This is a genomic window from Rhodopseudomonas pentothenatexigens, assembly GCF_900218015.1.
GTDB lineage: Bacteria > Pseudomonadota > Alphaproteobacteria > Rhizobiales > Xanthobacteraceae > Rhodopseudomonas > Rhodopseudomonas pentothenatexigens.
Map to the genome: position 1 here is coordinate 159,428 of NZ_UFQQ01000002.1, position 16,876 is coordinate 176,303.

Annotated in this window: 18 protein-coding genes; 8 read left to right on the forward strand and 10 right to left on the reverse strand. The window is 65.4% G+C overall.

What is annotated here, in order from left to right; genetic code table 11:
* Positions 1 to 172: 172 nt before the first annotated feature.
* Positions 173 to 286: a sodium:solute symporter gene (locus DWA33_RS02160; protein WP_114356457.1), complete on the reverse strand. Its 114-nt coding sequence runs from the start codon at positions 284 to 286 to the stop codon at positions 173 to 175.
* A gap of 168 nt (positions 287 to 454) precedes the next feature.
* Positions 455 to 583, reverse strand: a complete 129-nt coding sequence (locus DWA33_RS25575; RefSeq protein ID WP_283808596.1) for a hypothetical protein — start codon at positions 581 to 583, stop codon at positions 455 to 457.
* Positions 584 to 813: 230 nt separating this feature from the next.
* Between DWA33_RS25575 and DWA33_RS25065 the strand changes: the two genes are divergently transcribed.
* Positions 814 to 951: a hypothetical protein gene (locus DWA33_RS25065; protein ID WP_167443104.1), complete on the forward strand. Its 138-nt coding sequence runs from the start codon at positions 814 to 816 to the stop codon at positions 949 to 951.
* Positions 952 to 1,097: 146 nt separating this feature from the next.
* Here the strand turns inward: DWA33_RS25065 and DWA33_RS02165 are convergent, their stop codons facing one another.
* Both DWA33_RS02165 and DWA33_RS02170 read right to left on the reverse strand, forming a co-directional pair.
* Positions 1,098 to 1,811 (reverse strand): outer membrane protein, encoded by a 714-nt coding sequence (locus tag DWA33_RS02165; protein WP_181902384.1) that lies wholly within the window; start codon positions 1,809 to 1,811, stop codon positions 1,098 to 1,100.
* Between the two features lie 202 nt (positions 1,812 to 2,013).
* Positions 2,014 to 2,433, reverse strand: coding sequence for a hypothetical protein (locus DWA33_RS02170; protein ID WP_114356459.1), 420 nt, complete (start codon positions 2,431 to 2,433; stop codon positions 2,014 to 2,016).
* A gap of 186 nt (positions 2,434 to 2,619) precedes the next feature.
* Between DWA33_RS02170 and DWA33_RS02175 the strand changes: the two genes are divergently transcribed.
* On the forward strand, positions 2,620 to 3,444 hold the full coding sequence (locus tag DWA33_RS02175) for an NAD kinase (protein WP_181902382.1): 825 nt from the start codon (positions 2,620 to 2,622) through the stop codon (positions 3,442 to 3,444).
* A gap of 83 nt (positions 3,445 to 3,527) precedes the next feature.
* Here DWA33_RS02175 and DWA33_RS02180 read toward each other — a convergent pair whose 3' ends face one another.
* From DWA33_RS02180 to DWA33_RS02195, 5 genes are all read right to left on the reverse strand, one after another.
* The gene (locus tag DWA33_RS02180) at positions 3,528 to 3,914 is read right to left on the reverse strand and encodes a hypothetical protein (protein WP_147270213.1); all 387 of its coding nucleotides are present in this window, start codon (positions 3,912 to 3,914) and stop codon (positions 3,528 to 3,530) included.
* A gap of 41 nt (positions 3,915 to 3,955) precedes the next feature.
* Positions 3,956 to 7,255 (reverse strand): type ISP restriction/modification enzyme, encoded by a 3,300-nt coding sequence (locus DWA33_RS02185; RefSeq protein WP_244601177.1) that lies wholly within the window; start codon positions 7,253 to 7,255, stop codon positions 3,956 to 3,958.
* Between the two features lie 440 nt (positions 7,256 to 7,695).
* The gene (locus tag DWA33_RS02190) at positions 7,696 to 8,400 is read right to left on the reverse strand and encodes an SDR family oxidoreductase (RefSeq protein WP_114356590.1); all 705 of its coding nucleotides are present in this window, start codon (positions 8,398 to 8,400) and stop codon (positions 7,696 to 7,698) included.
* A gap of 224 nt (positions 8,401 to 8,624) precedes the next feature.
* Positions 8,625 to 8,792 carry a hypothetical protein gene (locus DWA33_RS25070; RefSeq protein ID WP_165825140.1) on the reverse strand — a complete coding sequence of 56 codons (168 nt, stop codon included), beginning with the start codon at positions 8,790 to 8,792 and terminating at the stop codon, positions 8,625 to 8,627.
* Positions 8,793 to 8,990: 198 nt separating this feature from the next.
* A complete protein-coding gene (locus DWA33_RS02195) occupies positions 8,991 to 9,176 on the reverse strand; it encodes a hypothetical protein (RefSeq protein WP_244601178.1) in 186 nt (61 codons plus the stop codon).
* A gap of 225 nt (positions 9,177 to 9,401) precedes the next feature.
* On the opposite strand from DWA33_RS02195, the gene DWA33_RS02200 reads away from it, so the two are divergent.
* Complete coding sequence (locus DWA33_RS02200; RefSeq protein WP_114356462.1) at positions 9,402 to 9,947, forward strand: response regulator; 546 nt, start codon at positions 9,402 to 9,404, stop codon at positions 9,945 to 9,947.
* Positions 9,948 to 9,963: 16 nt separating this feature from the next.
* Positions 9,964 to 10,554, forward strand: coding sequence for an Hpt domain-containing protein (locus DWA33_RS02205; RefSeq protein WP_114356463.1), 591 nt, complete (start codon positions 9,964 to 9,966; stop codon positions 10,552 to 10,554).
* A 382-nt stretch (positions 10,555 to 10,936) separates the two neighbouring features.
* Here the strand turns inward: DWA33_RS02205 and DWA33_RS02210 are convergent, their stop codons facing one another.
* Positions 10,937 to 12,106, reverse strand: a complete 1,170-nt coding sequence (locus tag DWA33_RS02210; protein ID WP_114356464.1) for a DUF2336 domain-containing protein — start codon at positions 12,104 to 12,106, stop codon at positions 10,937 to 10,939.
* A gap of 319 nt (positions 12,107 to 12,425) precedes the next feature.
* Between DWA33_RS02210 and DWA33_RS02215 the strand changes: the two genes are divergently transcribed.
* Genes DWA33_RS02215 through DWA33_RS02230 form a run of 4 tightly spaced genes read left to right on the forward strand, consistent with a single transcriptional unit; the run spans position 12,426 to position 16,854 of the window.
* Positions 12,426 to 13,259: an ABC transporter permease gene (locus tag DWA33_RS02215; RefSeq protein WP_244601179.1), complete on the forward strand. Its 834-nt coding sequence runs from the start codon at positions 12,426 to 12,428 to the stop codon at positions 13,257 to 13,259.
* A gap of 35 nt (positions 13,260 to 13,294) precedes the next feature.
* Positions 13,295 to 14,287 carry an ABC transporter substrate-binding protein gene (locus tag DWA33_RS02220; RefSeq protein ID WP_114356592.1) on the forward strand — a complete coding sequence of 331 codons (993 nt, stop codon included), beginning with the start codon at positions 13,295 to 13,297 and terminating at the stop codon, positions 14,285 to 14,287.
* Positions 14,288 to 14,322: 35 nt separating this feature from the next.
* The gene (locus DWA33_RS02225; protein WP_244601180.1) at positions 14,323 to 15,120 is read left to right on the forward strand and encodes an ABC transporter ATP-binding protein; all 798 of its coding nucleotides are present in this window, start codon (positions 14,323 to 14,325) and stop codon (positions 15,118 to 15,120) included.
* 60 nt (positions 15,121 to 15,180) lie between these two features.
* Positions 15,181 to 16,854: a carbon-nitrogen hydrolase family protein gene (locus tag DWA33_RS02230; protein ID WP_114356466.1), complete on the forward strand. Its 1,674-nt coding sequence runs from the start codon at positions 15,181 to 15,183 to the stop codon at positions 16,852 to 16,854.
* The last annotated feature ends 22 nt before the right edge of the window (positions 16,855 to 16,876 follow it).

Genomic DNA, 16,876 nt, shown 5'->3' on the forward strand with positions numbered 1-16,876 from the left:
CCTCCTGATCGGCTCGGGATGCGCATCGGCGCGCGCACACCTCACGGCCCCTCATCGCGAGCGACCGCATCGCACCGTTTCGAACCATGCGCAGATCCTCGGAGGCCGCCCGACATTGCGGGCAGCGGCGTCCGCGCCTGTCCGGCGAATGGTCGATTGCGCGCTCGCCGGATCAGTGCCGCGACGCCAGGGCGGCCGCGATCCGGCCCTGGATCACCACGCCGAGCCAGATCACCAGCGTGGACAGGCCGGCCGCGGCCAGCACCAGAATGTCGGTCTCGCTCATCGGATCGCTCCTCCGTCGGGACGGGCGGCACGCCGTCCGGCCGCCGCCACGGGAGCGTCGCAGCCGCGACGCCTGCCGGAGACGATTATCTGCACGGCCACGACCGGCGGCGTTGACGCCGGTCAACAGCGGCGCGGCCGCTGCGGTAACGGCCTGCCGGAAAGGCCGTCACAGCCACCGCGCCAGCACGGTGAGGTTGACGGCACAGGCGGTCAGCAGGACCAGCGTCAGGCCGAACGGTGCGCCATCGATGCGGGTTTTCAGGATCGTCGTCATCATGTCGGAACCCGTGGACATGACCGGACCATCGGGTGATTCTAGCGCCGGAGTCCCAAGCGATATTTTTCGCCGGATTCAACCCTCGTTAACCTTCGATTCCCGGCTTTGTCCGTCTTGGCCGCCCACTCCGCCGGGCCGATTGTCGAGCTGTGCCCGGCGCGTTTTTTTTGGCCCGGAAGATCGTTTGATTGACCGTCGCTTCAGGTTGAACGGTACAATTGCGAACTCCTCGCAATGAGAGCGTAGCTATGGAACGCTTTGTCAGAAATGAGAATATCAAGCGGTACCGCGACCTTCTCAAGACCGAGATCGACCCCGACAAGCGGCGCGTGATTCAGAAGCTGCTGGCCGAAGAAGAAGCGAAAGAGCTCGCGTCGGAACGTTGAGGCCGCCTGGACTGCCCGCCTGTTTCATCCGTCAGGGAGCGCGTCCTGGCCGTTCAATCGGCCAGGACGTGTCGCTTCAGGTCCCTCGGCGGGCTGTCCCGATCAGCAAAGCTGATGCGGACAGCCGCCGATGTCGCGCGGCCCGATCAGTATTTGGCGACCGAGGGTCCGCCCCAGCCGAACCGGTAGTTGATACCGGCCTTGACGGTGTGCTCGTCGTTGCGGAACGAGGTGCCGATCACGTCGGCCGGGCCGCCGGTGAAGGTGGTGTCGCCGAACTTGTAGTACTGGTACTCGACCTTGGCCGACCAGCTCGGCGCGAACAGATACTCCAGGCCGGCGCCGACGGTATAGCCGTCGTTGCGGCTGCCGCTGGTGGTGTAGCCGGACGGCACGCCGCCGAGCGATGCGACGCTGAGATCGCTGTCGCGCCAGGCGTAGCCGCCCTTGGCGTAGACCAGCGTCGGGCCCCAGGCATAGCCGAGCCGGCCGGTGACCGAGCCGAGGCCGCGGGTGTCTTCGGTCGCGGTGCTGCCGCCGGGGAAGATCACGCCGGTGTTGTTGGACGACATCCAGCTGTACTGGGCCTCGATACCGATCACCCAATTGGTGGCGAACTGATAGTCCGCGCCGCCCTGGACGCCGCCGAAGAACCGGCCGGAATTGCCCGGAATGCTGTTGTCGCCGGCCCAGGCGCCGCCGACATGACCGCCGACATAGAAGCCGGTCCAATTATACACCACCTCGGGCGCCGTATAGGCGGGCGCCGCCTTGGTGTAGGGCCGCGGCGGCAGGTCGGCCGCGAAGGCGGGAGCGGACAGCGCGATCACCGCCGCTGCGCCGAGCAGAGTGTTCTTCATCGTGGTCATCGTCGTCCCTCCTTCGATGCGTTCCGATGTGCTCAAAACAGCATGGCAATGGTTTGGTTGCCCGGTGGCGACGGCGCAGCATTCATTCAGCAGCACTGTGACGACGCCGCAACAGACGGGAACCCGGCCGTGCCGAAATTCGCAGCAGAGGCTCGCATCAGCTTAGTCGCGGCGGATTGCGGATCGGTCGGGATCAGCGCGACAATTTTTCCAGTGCGGGGAACGGCGCATAAACCACCCCGGTGCACAGCTCGCCGGCCTGCGGCGCGACCCGGTCGAGCCGGCCGTCGACATGGACGATCGCCATGTCCTGCAGCGTACCGCCGCGCGGCGTGAAGCGCAGGCACGACACCCAGCGCGTCCGGCCGTCGACCGGGCGCTGCACCGGCTCGGCCATCGCGGCGTCGCGCAGGCCGGCCGGGTTGTTCAGATAGGTGCGCAGGAACGCCGGGATCTCGCTGCGATAGTTCTGCGGAAACGGCTGCGGCGGATCGCTGTCGAACGACGCCGAGCCGCCGATCGCGCAGGCGCCGAGCAGCGCCGCGAGCGGCAGCGCCAGGGCGGCGCGCAGCGGCAGCCGGAACTGTGGGGACGCGGCGGAACGGCGAAGCATGGCCCATTGCCATAGCGCGGCGGGCGGCGAAATCAAAGACCGGACGGCCGCGCGCCGCCGCGGCGCAGCGCGCGGCGCCGGGCCCGGCTCGACAAGGCGGGGAAAGCTCGTATAGACGACGGCGGTGAATGGCGGCCGGCACCGCGCCGCCGGCCCGCCGTCCGCCGCCGCCAGAGGCCGCCTTCGATGAGCACGTCCGCGCGGCAAGACCGCACCCCGTCGTCCCGCCCCGCTTCGCCGCGCATCGCGACCGACCGCATCGCCTTCGTCGCCTCGACCAGCGCCGAGGCGCAGGCCGCGCTGGCGCAGCTGGTGCAGCTCTACGGCAATGCCGAGCCGCAGGACGCCGATGTCGTGGTCGCGCTCGGCGGCGACGGCCTGATGCTGCAGACGCTGCATCAGCAGATGCGCAGCGGCAAGCCGATCTACGGCATGCATCGCGGCACCGTCGGCTTTTTGATGAACGAATATTCGACGGTCGATCTGCGCACCCGTCTCGCCGCCGCGCGCGAGACCGTGATCCATCCGCTGTTGATGCGCGCCACCGACATCTACGGCGAGGTGCACATCCATCACGCCATCAACGAGGTGTCGCTGTTTCGCCAGACCCATCAGGCGGCGCGGCTGCGCATCATCATCGACGAGCGCGAGCGGATGAGCGAATTGGTCGCCGACGGCATCCTGGTCGCGACCCCGGCCGGCTCGACCGCCTACAATCTGTCGGCGCAGGGCCCGATCCTGCCGATCAACGCGCAGCTGTTGGCACTGACCCCGATCTCGCCGTTCCGCCCGCGGCGCTGGCGCGGCGCGCTGTTGCCCGACAGCGCCTTCGTGGTGATCGAGGTGCTCGAAGTCGACAAGCGCCCGGTCGCCGCCGTCGCCGACCACGACGAAGCCCGCGACGTCCGCCGCGTCGAAGTGATCTCCGACAAGACCATCGCGATGCGCATGCTGTTCGATCCGGGGCACAGTCTGGAGGAGCGGATCTTGAGCGAGCAGTTTGGGTATTGAGGGATTTTGTGGGTAGCGGCTGCCGCCCCTCTCATGGAGCCGGGAAACAGTCATTCGAAAGCCCGGCGGTAGCGCCCACGGCGTCAGGCAGCCTGCAGCCGCGCCAGCTCGGCAGCGAACTCGAAGCGAAGCTGATCGGCTTCATCGTCGGGCAGCCAGTTTGCCATCTGCGGAAACACCGTCCGATAGTATGAGAGCTTGCGCGGTTCCCACGGAAGCGTGCTGGCAGCCCGCGCCTCAGCAAGAATCTGCAGCAACTCGTTGCGCACCTTGTCGGGATCGGCACGGTACACCGGCGTGGGCCGGTCCTCGTCGAACAATTCGGCTTGCGGATCGGAAGCGAACAAATCGCCTTGGCGGGATGATGCCATCGCGTAATGGGACTCGCGGTTGACGATGTTTCCGCATCTTGCGCGGATGCGCGGCGCTGTCGAGAGCACGCGGTCGTTTGTCCCCACCTGTCCGATCAATTCTTCTCGGTTGACTTGGCAGCGAACGCCTTGGCGTCGATCTAAGCAAGCGCGCCTGCGTCGATCAGATCGTCGCGCGAAAACAGATGTGAAGCGCAGACGCGGTCGAGCAAATCAGCCTGTGCGGACTCCAACTCGATAAGTCGCCCCAGCACGTTGAGCAAATCCAGAAGATCGCTGGTGTATTCGGCGAGCCAGCCATCCGGCTGGATGGAGTCGAGCGGCGATGGCGGACGCTTGTCGGCAATAATCGGCTTTGTACGATCCCTACGCCGATCACTGAACCATTCCCAAACAACCTTCTTGCCCGAAACTTCGTAAGCCCACATTTCCGGCGTTACGTTCTCTACAAAACCCTCGCCAATCTTCAATCGCTTAGTTGCGGGATCGTAAGAGATGCTGTCGGGCAGCGGCTCCGGCGCCGAGGGAATCGCGCCCTCGGCCGGAATGCGCGGCGCACTTGCCTTCGGCAGACGCGGCGTCTGTTTCGGCCGTCCAGCGGCCGGATTGGCGAAACGCTCGCCGTAGCAGTGCAGCCAGATCACTTCGCCTCCGAGGTTTACGGCCTCGTCGAACAACGCAGCATCCGCAGTTATCGGCAAACGCAGACCCGGCTGCACCAAATCCGCAGCGAAGCGCGCAGTAAAGGCCGGATGTGCCATCAGCGCCGCAATATAAGCCATCACGTCTTCGGCCTTGACCGCTTTACCAAATCGCTCAGCTAGGAAGGCCAGCAGGACGGGTTTGATGTTGGACTCCGTCGCATTGCGGTCGGCCCAAAGCGGAAACACACGTCCGCCGCGGCCATTGTAGTGATGCAGATCGGGAATAAGCTCTGTCAGGGTCAATGCTGGACCTGAAGTCGGCGATCGATCCTCCGGTGCGGTCAAAAACAACTGCCGCGAAGAATAACAATTCCAAAGCGTTGGGTTCGGCCGATTGATGACCCGATTGTCTGGGATGATCCATTGGCGATTGAACGAGCGAAAAGCATAAGCGGTCGGCGCAACGAGAGATGGATCTGCGTTCACCGAAGCGGAATGATACGCGTGACCATGAAGGCCTTTGCTTGTCGGCTTTGATGGAGTCTTGTCGCCACCTTCATGCGGATGAAACAACAACTCCTTCTTTGCAGGATCTTTCTCCGAGACAAGTCGATCCCATCTCGAAGCCAGCGAGGTTCGGTCGGGTGCGATGATCCACGTGCGGCCCGGCATCACTCCCGAACCATCGTAAAGAAACAATTCTTGGATCTTGGGCAGGGTCGACCAAAAGCCGACGGCCGCGGGCATGAAAGGGTCGCGTCCGCCAGACGGACAATCCAGCCAAGCATCATCAGCGAGAGCGATGAGACTTAATGCTGCGAACTTGTCCTCCCGGCGCCCTTTTGGCAGTGCGCGGAATTTTACGCGGGCAGGTTCTGAGGCCGCTTTCCCGAGCTTACGCGCCGCCAGGACGATGCTGACGGGTTGCTGAACACCTTGAAAGACACGCGTCGATACTTCCGGCTGGTGACCGTCCGGCGAGCAGTCTACGACCCAGATATCCGAGCAGCTCTCACGCAGATCAGCGCGCATTTTCTCGAAACCAGGACCGTTGAGGAACCCGGCGACGGTGATAAAGCACACGATCCCTTCCTGATCCTTGTCGGGGAATCCTGTAGCGGCGTAGTTGCCGTTACCGAACACCTTCCATGTCGCCCACCGCCAAAAATACACATAAAGATTCTTGAGATGCTTGGCGTGAGTGCCGACGCCCCATTCCTTGGGCGGCTTCCACCGGTCCATCGGGGCGACCAGATCGCCGCCGGAACCGCTTTCGATCCAGCCTCCGCGCCCCTTGGCTTTTTCTTTGTAAGGCGGATTTCCAATCACGACCGTGATCGGCTTGTCCTTCTTGACGGCGTTGGCCTCGCGGCGCGATTTCGCGATCGGCTCGTAAACTTGGCCAAGCGATTCTTCTTCAACGAATGGATTGCCCAACGTGTCGGAGATGAACAGATTCAGTTCCGGAATTTCCGGCAACGGATTGGTCTTTGTTGCGACCAGTGCCTGCATCTCGGCGATCAAGCGGAGCTGCGCGACGGCGAACGGGCCGAACTGCAACTCAAATCCGAACAAGCGTTTCGCCGCCGCTCCGATTGCGCCACGCACCGCGCCTTCGCCCTCATCATCCTTCACAGTCTCCGCAATCTTGCGTAGCACGCCGAGCAGGAATGTGCCGGTGCCGACGGCAGGATCGGCCACTGTCACGTCGGGTGACGCGAAGCCCTTCGGGCGTTCGAACAGCTCTCCGCGGAGCGCCTCGTCGGCGAGGCGAACCATCGCGGCGACGACTTCCGGCGGCGTGTAGTATGAGCCGGTCTTCTTGCGTAGCGTGTTGTCGTAAACCTCGAGGAAGTCTTCGTAGAAATAGAGCCACGCCTCTGGCTTGTCCTTACTGATGATATGCCAATTTACTTCGCCGAGCACACGGGTCAGGGTACCGAGCGAGGTCTTCAGCGCCTGCTGATTGTCATCGTCGTCAGTAAGTAGCCGCAACGCCGTGCCAATCAGAGTGTTAGACTTGCGTAATTCCTGCGCAGCTGCGTCGATGCCCTTGTTCAGCGAAATATCCTTGGCGCGCGCAACCAGGAGACCAAACGTCACCGCCTGCGCATAGCCGTCGGCGAACTGTGCGTTGTCGGCCTGCGGAAACAGAAGATGGCGCCAATCCTTGGCGAGCTCGGTGAGCCCGGCGCTGCCGAGTTCGAGCTGTTCGATCACCTCGTCGCGGAGCAGCCGGCACAACCGCGCGCTGACCTGGGCTAGTGCCTTGGCCGATTTCGGTGCGATCGGACTCCATTGCAGGAAGGTAGCGATCAGCGGCGCCAACGTGGCTGGCGCCGTAAGCTTGGCGCCTGCAGTTTCGACGTCCCCGTCGAGGTGGACCGGCTTGTCGATCAGCACGCCGTCGCGCCAGAGGCTAAAGCTGTTGCCATCGGTGTAGAGCAGATTGGGCAGGGATTTCAGCTTGTCCCATTGCGCCTTGTCGTGGGGGTCTGAGAATCTGCGCGGATCAGCACCTTTGCCCGGCGCCTTGACCTCGATGAAACCGATCAGTGCGTTATGGAGAGTGACCGCGTAATCTGGGCGAATCTTGAGATCGCCGAGCGCGGTCTCGCCAACGAGGCCGAGAGCTGTCGGCGGCAGGCCGCCGAGTTCGGCCAGTGCATGAAGCAATCTCTCCAGCGGAGCGCGAAGCTGATCTTCCGGTGCGCCACTGACTGCTGGATTCGACAGCTTGGATTTCGCCGCGGCGCCGAATTCCGCCACGGCGCTTTCGACCGACTTCGCCGCCAACTTCCAACCCCTAAAAAGAGTCCCGCGCGCTTTCTTCATTTCGCTACTAGAAATTTTCGGCACACACAACCTTACGAAGGCCGTGGCTTCGACTGGGTCGCATAGCGCTCCCGTCCGACGTGGATGGGCAGCTACGACCTATCCGCTTGTCGTCCCCACGCGGGCGGGGCCCCATGCGCTGCAGCGTCTCGATTGAAGTCTTGCGGCAGACGCCTTGCCTCACCGGCAAAGCCAGGGGATATGGGTCCCCGCCTGCACGGGGACGACACGGAGCGGAGGCTGCGGCCGAACGATTGATCTGCCGGTGAACGCAAACTTCATCGCCAGAGATTCCGGGTTCGCGAGCCTTGCTCGCGCCCCGGAATGACGTGGGGAGAGGCCGCGAGGTGTGGCTTGTGTTGTCGCCCTTGAATGGCCTGCGGTCCGCAGGCGCCGCGCCGTCACACCGCCCGCGTCAGGCCACCGTCCACCCGGATGTTCTGGCCGGTGATGTAGGCGGCGCCGTCGGAGGCGAGGAAGGCGATGGTGGCGGCGATTTCGGCGCTCGTGCCGTAGCGCTTCATCGGCACGGTGTCGCGGCGTTGCTCGGTGGCGGGCAGGCTGTCGATCCAGCCGGGCAGCACGTTGTTCATCCGGACGTTGTCGGCGGCGTATTGGTCGGCGAAGATCTTGGTGTAGGCGGCGAGCCCGGCCCGCGCCACCGCCGAGGTCGGAAACATCGCGCTCGGCTCGAACGCCCAGGCGGTCGAGATGTTGATGATGGCGCCGGCCTTCTGCTGCTGCATGATCGGCGCCACCAGCCGGGTGGCGCGGACAACGTTAAGGAAATAGACGTCGAGCCCCTGATGCCACTGCTCGTCGGTGATCTCGAGGATCGGCGCGCGCGGGCCGTGGCCGGCGCTGTTGACCAGCACGTCGATGCGGCCCCACTGCGCCATCGCTTGATCGACCAGCCGCTTCAGATCGTCGTTCGACTGGTTCGATCCGGTGACGCCGAAGCCGCCGAGCTCACGCGCCAACGCCTCGCCCTTGCCGGACGACGACAGCACCGCGACGCGAAAGCCGTCCGCGGCCAGCCGGCGCGCCGCCGCAGCGCCCATGCCGCTGCCGCCCGCGGTGATCAGGGCCACTTTGTCGACTGCCATGCTTGCCTCCGTCTGCTGCTGCGGGCCGGCACCGGCCTGCCCCGTGCGTGATAGCAGCAACGGCGGAGCGCGCGAACCGCTTCGCGGCACGGCGCAGGATCACGAGGCAATCACAGAAGAACGGCGCGCGCTTCACGACATGGCGGGTCGCATCGCCGAGCGAGATTCCGGGTTCGCGAGCGTTGCTCGCGCCCCGGAATGACATTGGAAAGCGGCCGGAGGGCTCAGCCCTTCTTGCTGCGCACCGGGACCGGTTGCGGGACGAGTTCGGTGAGGGCCGACACGGTGTTGCGGAGGCGGTTGATGCGGCGGCTGTAGTTCAGCATCAGCCCGGCGAGGAAGGCGCTGCAGATCAGCGTGAACACTGCGAACGCGACGACGTCGTCACCCATGGTCGTTCCTCTCCTCGATTGGCGCGCGGCCGGCGCCGGGACGGCGGGCCGGCCGCATCGCTGTGCGAACGATACACGATGCTAGACGCCGGAGTCATAACCAGAAATGACCGGTGACAACCGGCCCTCGCATGCGAGCGTCTGTCGTGCGCGATGGCTAATCTTTGATGAAGCGGGCCGTTGTGCAACGCAGCACAACTACTCGTGATAGAAATGCCCGTGCGGCTCGGTCAGCGAATGGTCCCACGGCGTGGCGCGGTGGGTCTCGGTCCCGCACGCCGGGCATTTGTACTCGCGCACCTGATAGCCCTTCACCAGCGGGCGATTGCCGGTCAGCTCCAGGGTGACGTTGCAGGTCGGGCAATGCGGGGTGGTGGTGGTCATGCGCGCCATCCGAATCAGGACAATCCCTAGTCGGCACGATTTCGGGTTCCATCGCCACTGCGATCTGGCGCGCAGGGATTCGCCGGAGCTGCGCCATGCGGTCGCAGCCGAAAGTCGCGCACCTTGCGGCGGCGGCCGCCGCCGGCGCGGCTCAACCCTTCCTTAACGACGCGCCGCTATCGTTAACGCACCGTTTATCGGCGCGATGCGCGCCCGGGCCGTGCCATGTACCGGATCGACTTCAACAAGCTGCGCTTCCTGATCGTCGACGACAATCCGCACATGCGGCGCATTCTGCGCACGCTGCTGCACTCGTTCGGCACCCGCGAAGTCTATGAAGCCGAGGACGGCGCCACTGCGCTCGAAATGTACAGCCATTATTCGCCCGACATCCTGATCACCGATTGGGAGATGCCGATCTTCGACGGGCTGGAGCTGGCGCAGATGATCCGGCAGCCGGAGGCCAAGGGCAATCCGTATGCGCCGATCATCATGCTGACGGCGCATTCCGAAAAGCGCCGCGTCACACTGGCGCGCGATGCCGGCGTCACCGAATTCCTCGCCAAGCCGATCTCGTCGAAGGGGCTGTATCAGCGCGTCCTCAACGTGGTGGCGAGCCCGCGCCCGTTCATCCGCACCCGCAATTACTTCGGCCCCGACCGCCGCCGCAACACCACCGCCGGCTATATCGGGCCGGAGCGGCGCCACGGCGGCGAAGCCGACATCATCCAGCAGCCGTCGCTGCTCGACAAAGCCCGCGTCAACACCTAGCAGGCGCCCGAGACCGATGAGCAAGCCCCGCCCCGGCGACATTCAGGTCGCGACCTTCCCGACCCATCAGGTGATCACCCAGGCCAACCCGCTGCGCCGCGCGATGCGGCGGCTGGCCGAGGACGCCCCGGCCGAGCCCGCCGACGATCCGGTGGCGCGCGCCGAAGCGGCGCTGGCGTCGCTGTCCGGCGAATTCGGCGACTGGATGGCGGAGGAATGCCAGCGGCTCGCCACCGCCCATGCCGAGCTGCTGCGCGACGGCGTCACCAAGGACAATCGCGCCGCGCTGTTCCGCGCCGCCCACGACATCAAGGGCGACGCCGCCACCTTCGGTTTCCCGGCCGCCGCGGCGACCGCCGCCAGCCTGTGCCGGATCGTCGAGCACGCGCCCGATCTCGCCAAGGTGCCGGCCGAACTGATCGCCAACCACGTCGCCGCGATCCAGGCGATCGTGCGCGAAGGCGCCGGCGGCCAGAAATCCGAAGTGCAGCGCGCGCTGAACCGCAAGCTGCGCAATGTCGCCGACGACTACCTCGCCGCCGTCAACCGCGACCGCCCCGAACACCTTGAAGCCATCCTCGCCCCGAGCTTGGTGCCGGAGGAGTAGTTCGCCAAGGGCTCGTCATTCCGGGGCGCCGCGCAGCGGCGAACCCGGAATCCAGAGGTTGTGACGACGCCGAGCTCTCAACAGCGCGAGATTCCGGGTTCGCTTGCTACGCAACCGCCCCGGAATGACTCATCGTTGGCTTGCAGACGGCGGGACTATCCAGAGCGCTCATCGATCGATTGAAGCGGATTTATAAGTTCCCAAGGGTACTGGTTCCTCATCCTGAGGAGCCCCGGCGCAGCCGGGGCGTCTCGAAGGATGAGGAGCCGCACATCCCGCGACGCATGGTTCGAGACGGCGCTGCGCGCCTCCTCACCATGAGGCTGTGCTCGTTGTGAGCCCAGCAAAGTGCGACCATGCTTCGATGAGGAACAGAACTGACCTACGCCGCGACCGGCGCGTAGCTCCAGGCTTGCTGTTCGGCGATCACTTCGTCGCGCAGCGCGGCGGCTTCGTCGCGGGCGAATTCGGTGGCGAAGCGGCGCAGCAGGATCAAGAGCGGGCCGGCCGCATCCGGATCGGTCTCGCACTGCGTCAGCACCCGCTCGACCATGCGGCGGCGCAGCCGGGCGGCGCCGGATTCATTGGCCACGAAACCGATCTCGCGCTCGGCGGCGAGCGCGGCGCGGAACGCCGGAAACACCGTCTCGGGCAGCCCGGCGCGGCCGAGCAGCGCATTCAGCGAGGCGCGGCTGCCGTCGGCGAGCAGCGCCGCGACCCGCGCCGGCGCGGTGCCGGACAGTTCGGCGAGCGCGTGTTCGACCAGCGGCAGATTGCCTGAGAGCAGCGCGCGCAAAATCAGTCCGGCGGTCAGCGTGCCGGTCTGCCGCAGATGCCGCATCAACGCCGCCATATCGGTGCCGCGGGCGCCTGCGGCGATCACGATCGTGGAGCGATCCATCGCCTCCCCGGCCGCGCGCGCGGCGCGGTCGGCGCTGAGCCAGCCGCGCGCCACCACGAATTGCTGCAAGGTGTCGGACAGCTTCGCCACCAGCGCCAGCCGCGTCGCGGCCGGCAGATCCGGCAGCGCCAGCATCGACTCGCGGATCGCGGCGAGATGGCCGTGGCGCTCGACGATGCGGTCCCACGAGAACGTCGCCAGCTCGGCGTGCGGGTTTTCGATCAGCTCCAGCGCCGCCGCCGGCGAGCCGACCTCGGCGATCGCGGCGCACACCGCGGCGGGCAGTTCGAACCGCCGCGCCACCGCGCATTGCACCGCGTTGTCGCCGGTGGCGACGATGTCGACCAGATCGGCGTCGAGCAAGAGCGGCGAGAATTCCAGCACCGGCAGCGCCACCGAGGCCTGATCGGACGCCAGCGCACGCACGATCGTCGGCGGCGCATCGGGCGTCGAGGCGAAGACTTCGGCGATCGCCTGCCGCACTTGGGCAGCGGGATCATCCAGCATCAGGAGCAGCGCGCCTTCGGCGGCGATGCGGTCGTCTGTCGAGAGATCGGAAACAAGCCAGGCACGGGCCAGAGCGCGGGTGGCTTCGGCGCGTTCGCCGGCCGGGGCGTGGCGGATCCAACTGATGAACTGCCGAACAATCATGACACTTCCGGCCGACGCAACCTCACCTCGCGCCTTGTGACAAGGCGCCTCATGTCAACCATCGATAAACCATCCCTCTTAACAAAGGGTTCACCATAACCGGCTGAGTTCGTTGACGTTTCGTTAAGGCACGCGGGCGGCCCGGCGACCTGCTCGCATTGCCGCGCACAAGCGCCGTCCCGGGTTCCTCGGCCGCCGCTGCCTACAAACGCGACAATGTATGATTACAAATTGATCGCAAGTCGCGGCCGTTTTCATATGTAAATTTGCACATTGCCTTGCACAATTCGTCATTTTCATCCGGCCGCCGTCGGCGATGATGAGCGAGCGAACTAACGACTTCGAGCTGATCAGCAAGGAGAGCGCCGTGCACGCAGACATCTCGAAAGCCTCCGCCGCGAAGCTGCGGCGCGCCACCGAACTGGCGATCGGGCCGGTGCTGTTGTTCGGCGTGTGGTGGCTCGCCGCGCGCGGCGGCTGGGTCAACAAGGACCTGTTGCCCTCCCCGGTCGACACGCTGCGCGACACCGCGGTCAATCTGTGGTCGGGCAGCATGAGCAAGGACATCGCGCACACCATGGTGCGCGTCGGCTATTCGATAGCCATTGCGATCATCGCCGGCGTGCCGGTCGGCATCGTGCTCGGCGCCAAGGCGGCGGTGTATCGCTCGGTCGAGTTCATCGTCGACTTCTTTCGCTCGACGCCGGCGACCGCGATGTTTCCGCTGTTCCTCTTGCTGTTCGGCCTCGGCGATCTCGCCAAGATCGCGGTGGCGGCGTTCGCCGCCTGGCTGGTGATCGTATTCAACGTCGCCTACGGCGTGATGAACGCGCGGCAGACCCGGATCCTCGCCGCCCGTTCGATGGGCGCCTCGTCGCTGCGGATCTTCCGCGACGTGATCTTCTTCGAGACCCTGCCGCAGACCTTCATCGGGTTGCGCACCGCGGTGTCGCTGGCGCTGGTGGTGATCATCGTCGCCGAGATGTTCATCGGCGCCACCGACGGCATGGGCCATCGCATCATCGACGCGCAGATCTCCTACTCGCTCACCGACATGTACGGCTCGATCCTGATCGCCGGCGCGCTCGGCTACGGCCTCAACCTGATCCTGCTGTTTCTCGAGCGCTCGATCGTCCACTGGTCGGGCAAATGACCCTCCCCGCTGCCCTCGTTCACAAGGAGACGACGATGTCCAAATCCCTTCTGCTGGCCGCCGCGGTGACCGCCGCACTCTCCACGGCCGGCACCGCGCAGGCCGCCTGCGCCAAGATGGACAAGGTGTCGGCCGCCTGGCTGCCGATCATGCAGACCACTGCCTACTACGTCGCGCTCGACCAGAAGCTGTTCGAGAAGGCCTGCATCGAGATCGAATCCGCCAAGATGGAATCGCCGAACCAGATCATCGACGCGCTGATCGCCGGCCGCGCCGATTTCGGTCCGCCCGGCGCCGCGGCCGGCATCGCGATGATCGCGGAGTCGAAGTTCCCCGGCAAGCTGAAGGTGTTCGGGCTGCAGGGCGGCGGCATCAAGGTCGACCGCATCAATGACGGGCTGATCGTCAAGCCGGACAGCGAGATCAAGAGCTTCGCCGATCTCAAGGGCAAGACCCTCGGCCACGTCCCCGGCATCCAGTGGCGCACGATCTCGCGCCAGATGGTGAAGGCCGCGGGGCTCGATCCGGACAAGGACGTCAAGCTGGTCGATCTCGCGGTGGCGATGCAGGTGCCGGCGGTGGTCGGCGGCACGGTCGACGCCACGCTGTCGCTGGAGCCGGTCGGCTCGATCGCGGTGGCGTCCGGCAAGGCCAAGCGCGCGATGACCAATCCGGTCGCCAGCGTGATCGCCGACCCGTTCTATTCCGGCGCCTCGGTGATGACTACCAAGTTCCTGACCGAGCGGCCCGACGTCGCCCGCCGCGTCGTCGCGGTGATCGACCAGGCCACCGACCTCGTCAACGCCGACTTCGCCAAATACAAGGCGGTGCTGCCGAGCTATACGCCGATCAAGGCCGACCAGCTCGATCTGGTCGCGCAGCCCTATTTGCGCGGCTTCAAGGATCTCGACGACACCGACGTCAAATCCTATCAGGCGCTGGTCGACGTGTTCATCGCCCAGGGCGTGATGCAGGGACCGATCAACGTCCGCGACAAACTGCTGACCAAGGCGGATCTCGGCGAATGAACGCGCGCAGCGTCCTCCAATTGCGGCCGGAGCCCATGACCGACACCGCAACCGTTCCGGCCGCGCCGAAGCCCGGCCGGCAGGCTAAGATGACGATCCGCGGCCTGCGCAAGACCTTCAACGATGCCGTCGTTTACGACGGCTTCGACCTCGACCTGCCGCTCGGCCAGTTCATCTCGGTGTTCGGCCCGAACGGCTGCGGCAAGAGCACGCTGATCAACATGATCTCCGGCCTGATGCCGATGGATGCCGGCGAGGTGCTGTACGACGGCCAGCGCATCAGCGAGACGCGGATCTCCTACGTGTTCCAGAACTACCGCGAGGCGCTGTTTCCCTGGCTGAAGGCGATCGACAACATCCACTACCCGCTGAAGGTGATGGGCGTGCCGCGCGCCGAGCGCGAGCGGCGGATCGAGAAGCTGCTGGCCGAGTTCGAAATCCGCATCGACCTCAACGCCTACCCCTACACGCTGTCGGGCGGCCAGCAGCAGACCGTGTCGATCCTGCGCGCGCTGGTGACCGAGCCGGAGGTGCTGTTTCTCGACGAGCCGTTCTCGGCGCTCGACTACGAGATGACGATGTCGATGCGCGAGCAGTTGCAGAAGATCTTCATGAAGACGAAGACCACGATGCTGCTGGTGTCACACGATCTCGACGAGGCGATCGAACAGGCCGACAAGCTGGTGCTGCTGACGCGGCGGCCGACCCAGGTCGCCGAGATCGTCGAGATCGGCCTGCCGTGGCCGCGCGACCGCACCGTCACCACCGGCGACGACTTCATGGCGATCAAGCGCCACTGCCTCGATCGCTTCTGGCAGGAAGTAAAGAAATGACGGGTGCCGGCTGAGCCGGGCCCGACCGATCCGAACCACCCTTACAATCTGGAGACTGACATGACGAAGCGCCGGTTTCGCGCCGCTGCGGTGCAGACACTCGCCAAGTTGGGCGATTTCGATTTCAACATCGCGCTCGCGACGGCTTACGTCGAGGACGCGGTCCGGCAGGGTGCCGAGCTGATCGTGTTCCCGGAATGCATGGACACCGGCTATCTGTTCGACTCGGCCGAGCACTGCCGCGAGCTCGCCGAGACGCTGACCGACGGCCCGTTCGTCAAGGCGCTCGCCGCGCTAAGCCGCAAGCACGGCGTCTATATCGCCAGCGGCATCACCGAATGGGATCCGGCCAAACAGAAGATCTTCAACACCGGCATCATGTTCGACCGCAACGGCGAGGTCGCGTGCCACTATCACAAGCAGTTCCTCGCCACCCACGACCAGAACTGGTTCGCGTTCGGCGAGCGCGGCTGCCCGGTGGTCGACACCGACCTCGGCAGGATCGGTCTGCTGATCTGCTTCGACGGCCGCATCCCCGAGATCTTCCGCGCCATGACGATGCAGGGCGCCGAAGTGATCGTCGACATGGCGAACTTCTTCGCGATGGATCAGGCCGACATGTGGGGCCCGGCGCGCTCCTACGAAAACGGCGTTTGGCTGGTGGCCGCCACCAAGGCCGGCTACGAGCGCTCGATCTACTATCCGGGCGGCAGCATGATCGTCGACCCGAAGGGCCGCGTGCTGTCGAAGGTGCCGTACGATACCCATGGCCTGTCGATCGCCACCATCGATCTCGACGAAGCCGCCGACAAGTCGATCTACACCGCCAACGACAAGATCGCCGATCGCCGCCCCGAGACCTACGGCATCATGGCGCAGCCCTACGAAAAAACCCCGGTCCACGGCGTCGCCTATCAGCCGCTGATCCCGTCGCAATCGGTCACCAAGGTGGCGGCGGTGCAGATCCACGTCACGCCGGACTGCAGCGTCGCCGAGGTGCTCGACATGGTCGACCACACCGCCAAGCTCGGCGCCAAGGTGATCACCCTGCCCGAATACGCCTTCAGCGCGCACTACATCCTGACGCCGGCCGAAGCGGCGACAGCCGCCGACGAGGCCGGCGCCAACCTCGCCGCAGTGTCCAAGATCGCCGCCCGCTATGGCTGCCTGATCGCGGCGCCGATCGTCGAGCGCGCCGCTGCCGGCCTCTATGTCAGCACGGTGCTGATCGGCCCCGACGGCAAGGAAATCGGCCGCTATCGCAAGACGCATCTCACCGCCGAGGAGCGCAAATGGGCGGTCGCCGGCTTCGACTATCCGGTGTTCGACACCCCGTTCGGCCGGATCGGCGTGATGTCGGGCTATGACGCGGTGTTTCCGGAAACCTCGCGCTGCCTCGGGATCGGCGCAGCCGACATCATCCTGTGGCCGGCGGCGCTGCGCGAGCCGTTCGAGCGCGAACTGCTGGCGGTGCCGCGCGCCGAGGACAACCGCGTGGCGGTCGTGCTCGCCAACCGGGTCGACAGCCCCTACCCCGGCGGCAGCGTGGTGATCCCGCCGACCGGCTTCCCGCAATGGGATATCAACGTCGCGGCGCCGCGGGTGATGAAGCTCGGCGCGGTCATGCCCAAGCACATCGACCTCGCGGTGTGCCGGCAGAAGCTGATGATCCCGAAGGTGGACATGTTTGCAAACCGGCTGGTGGAGACGTACGCTCCGATCGTCGCGGCGTAGTCCCGTTCGGTGGCTGTCCGGA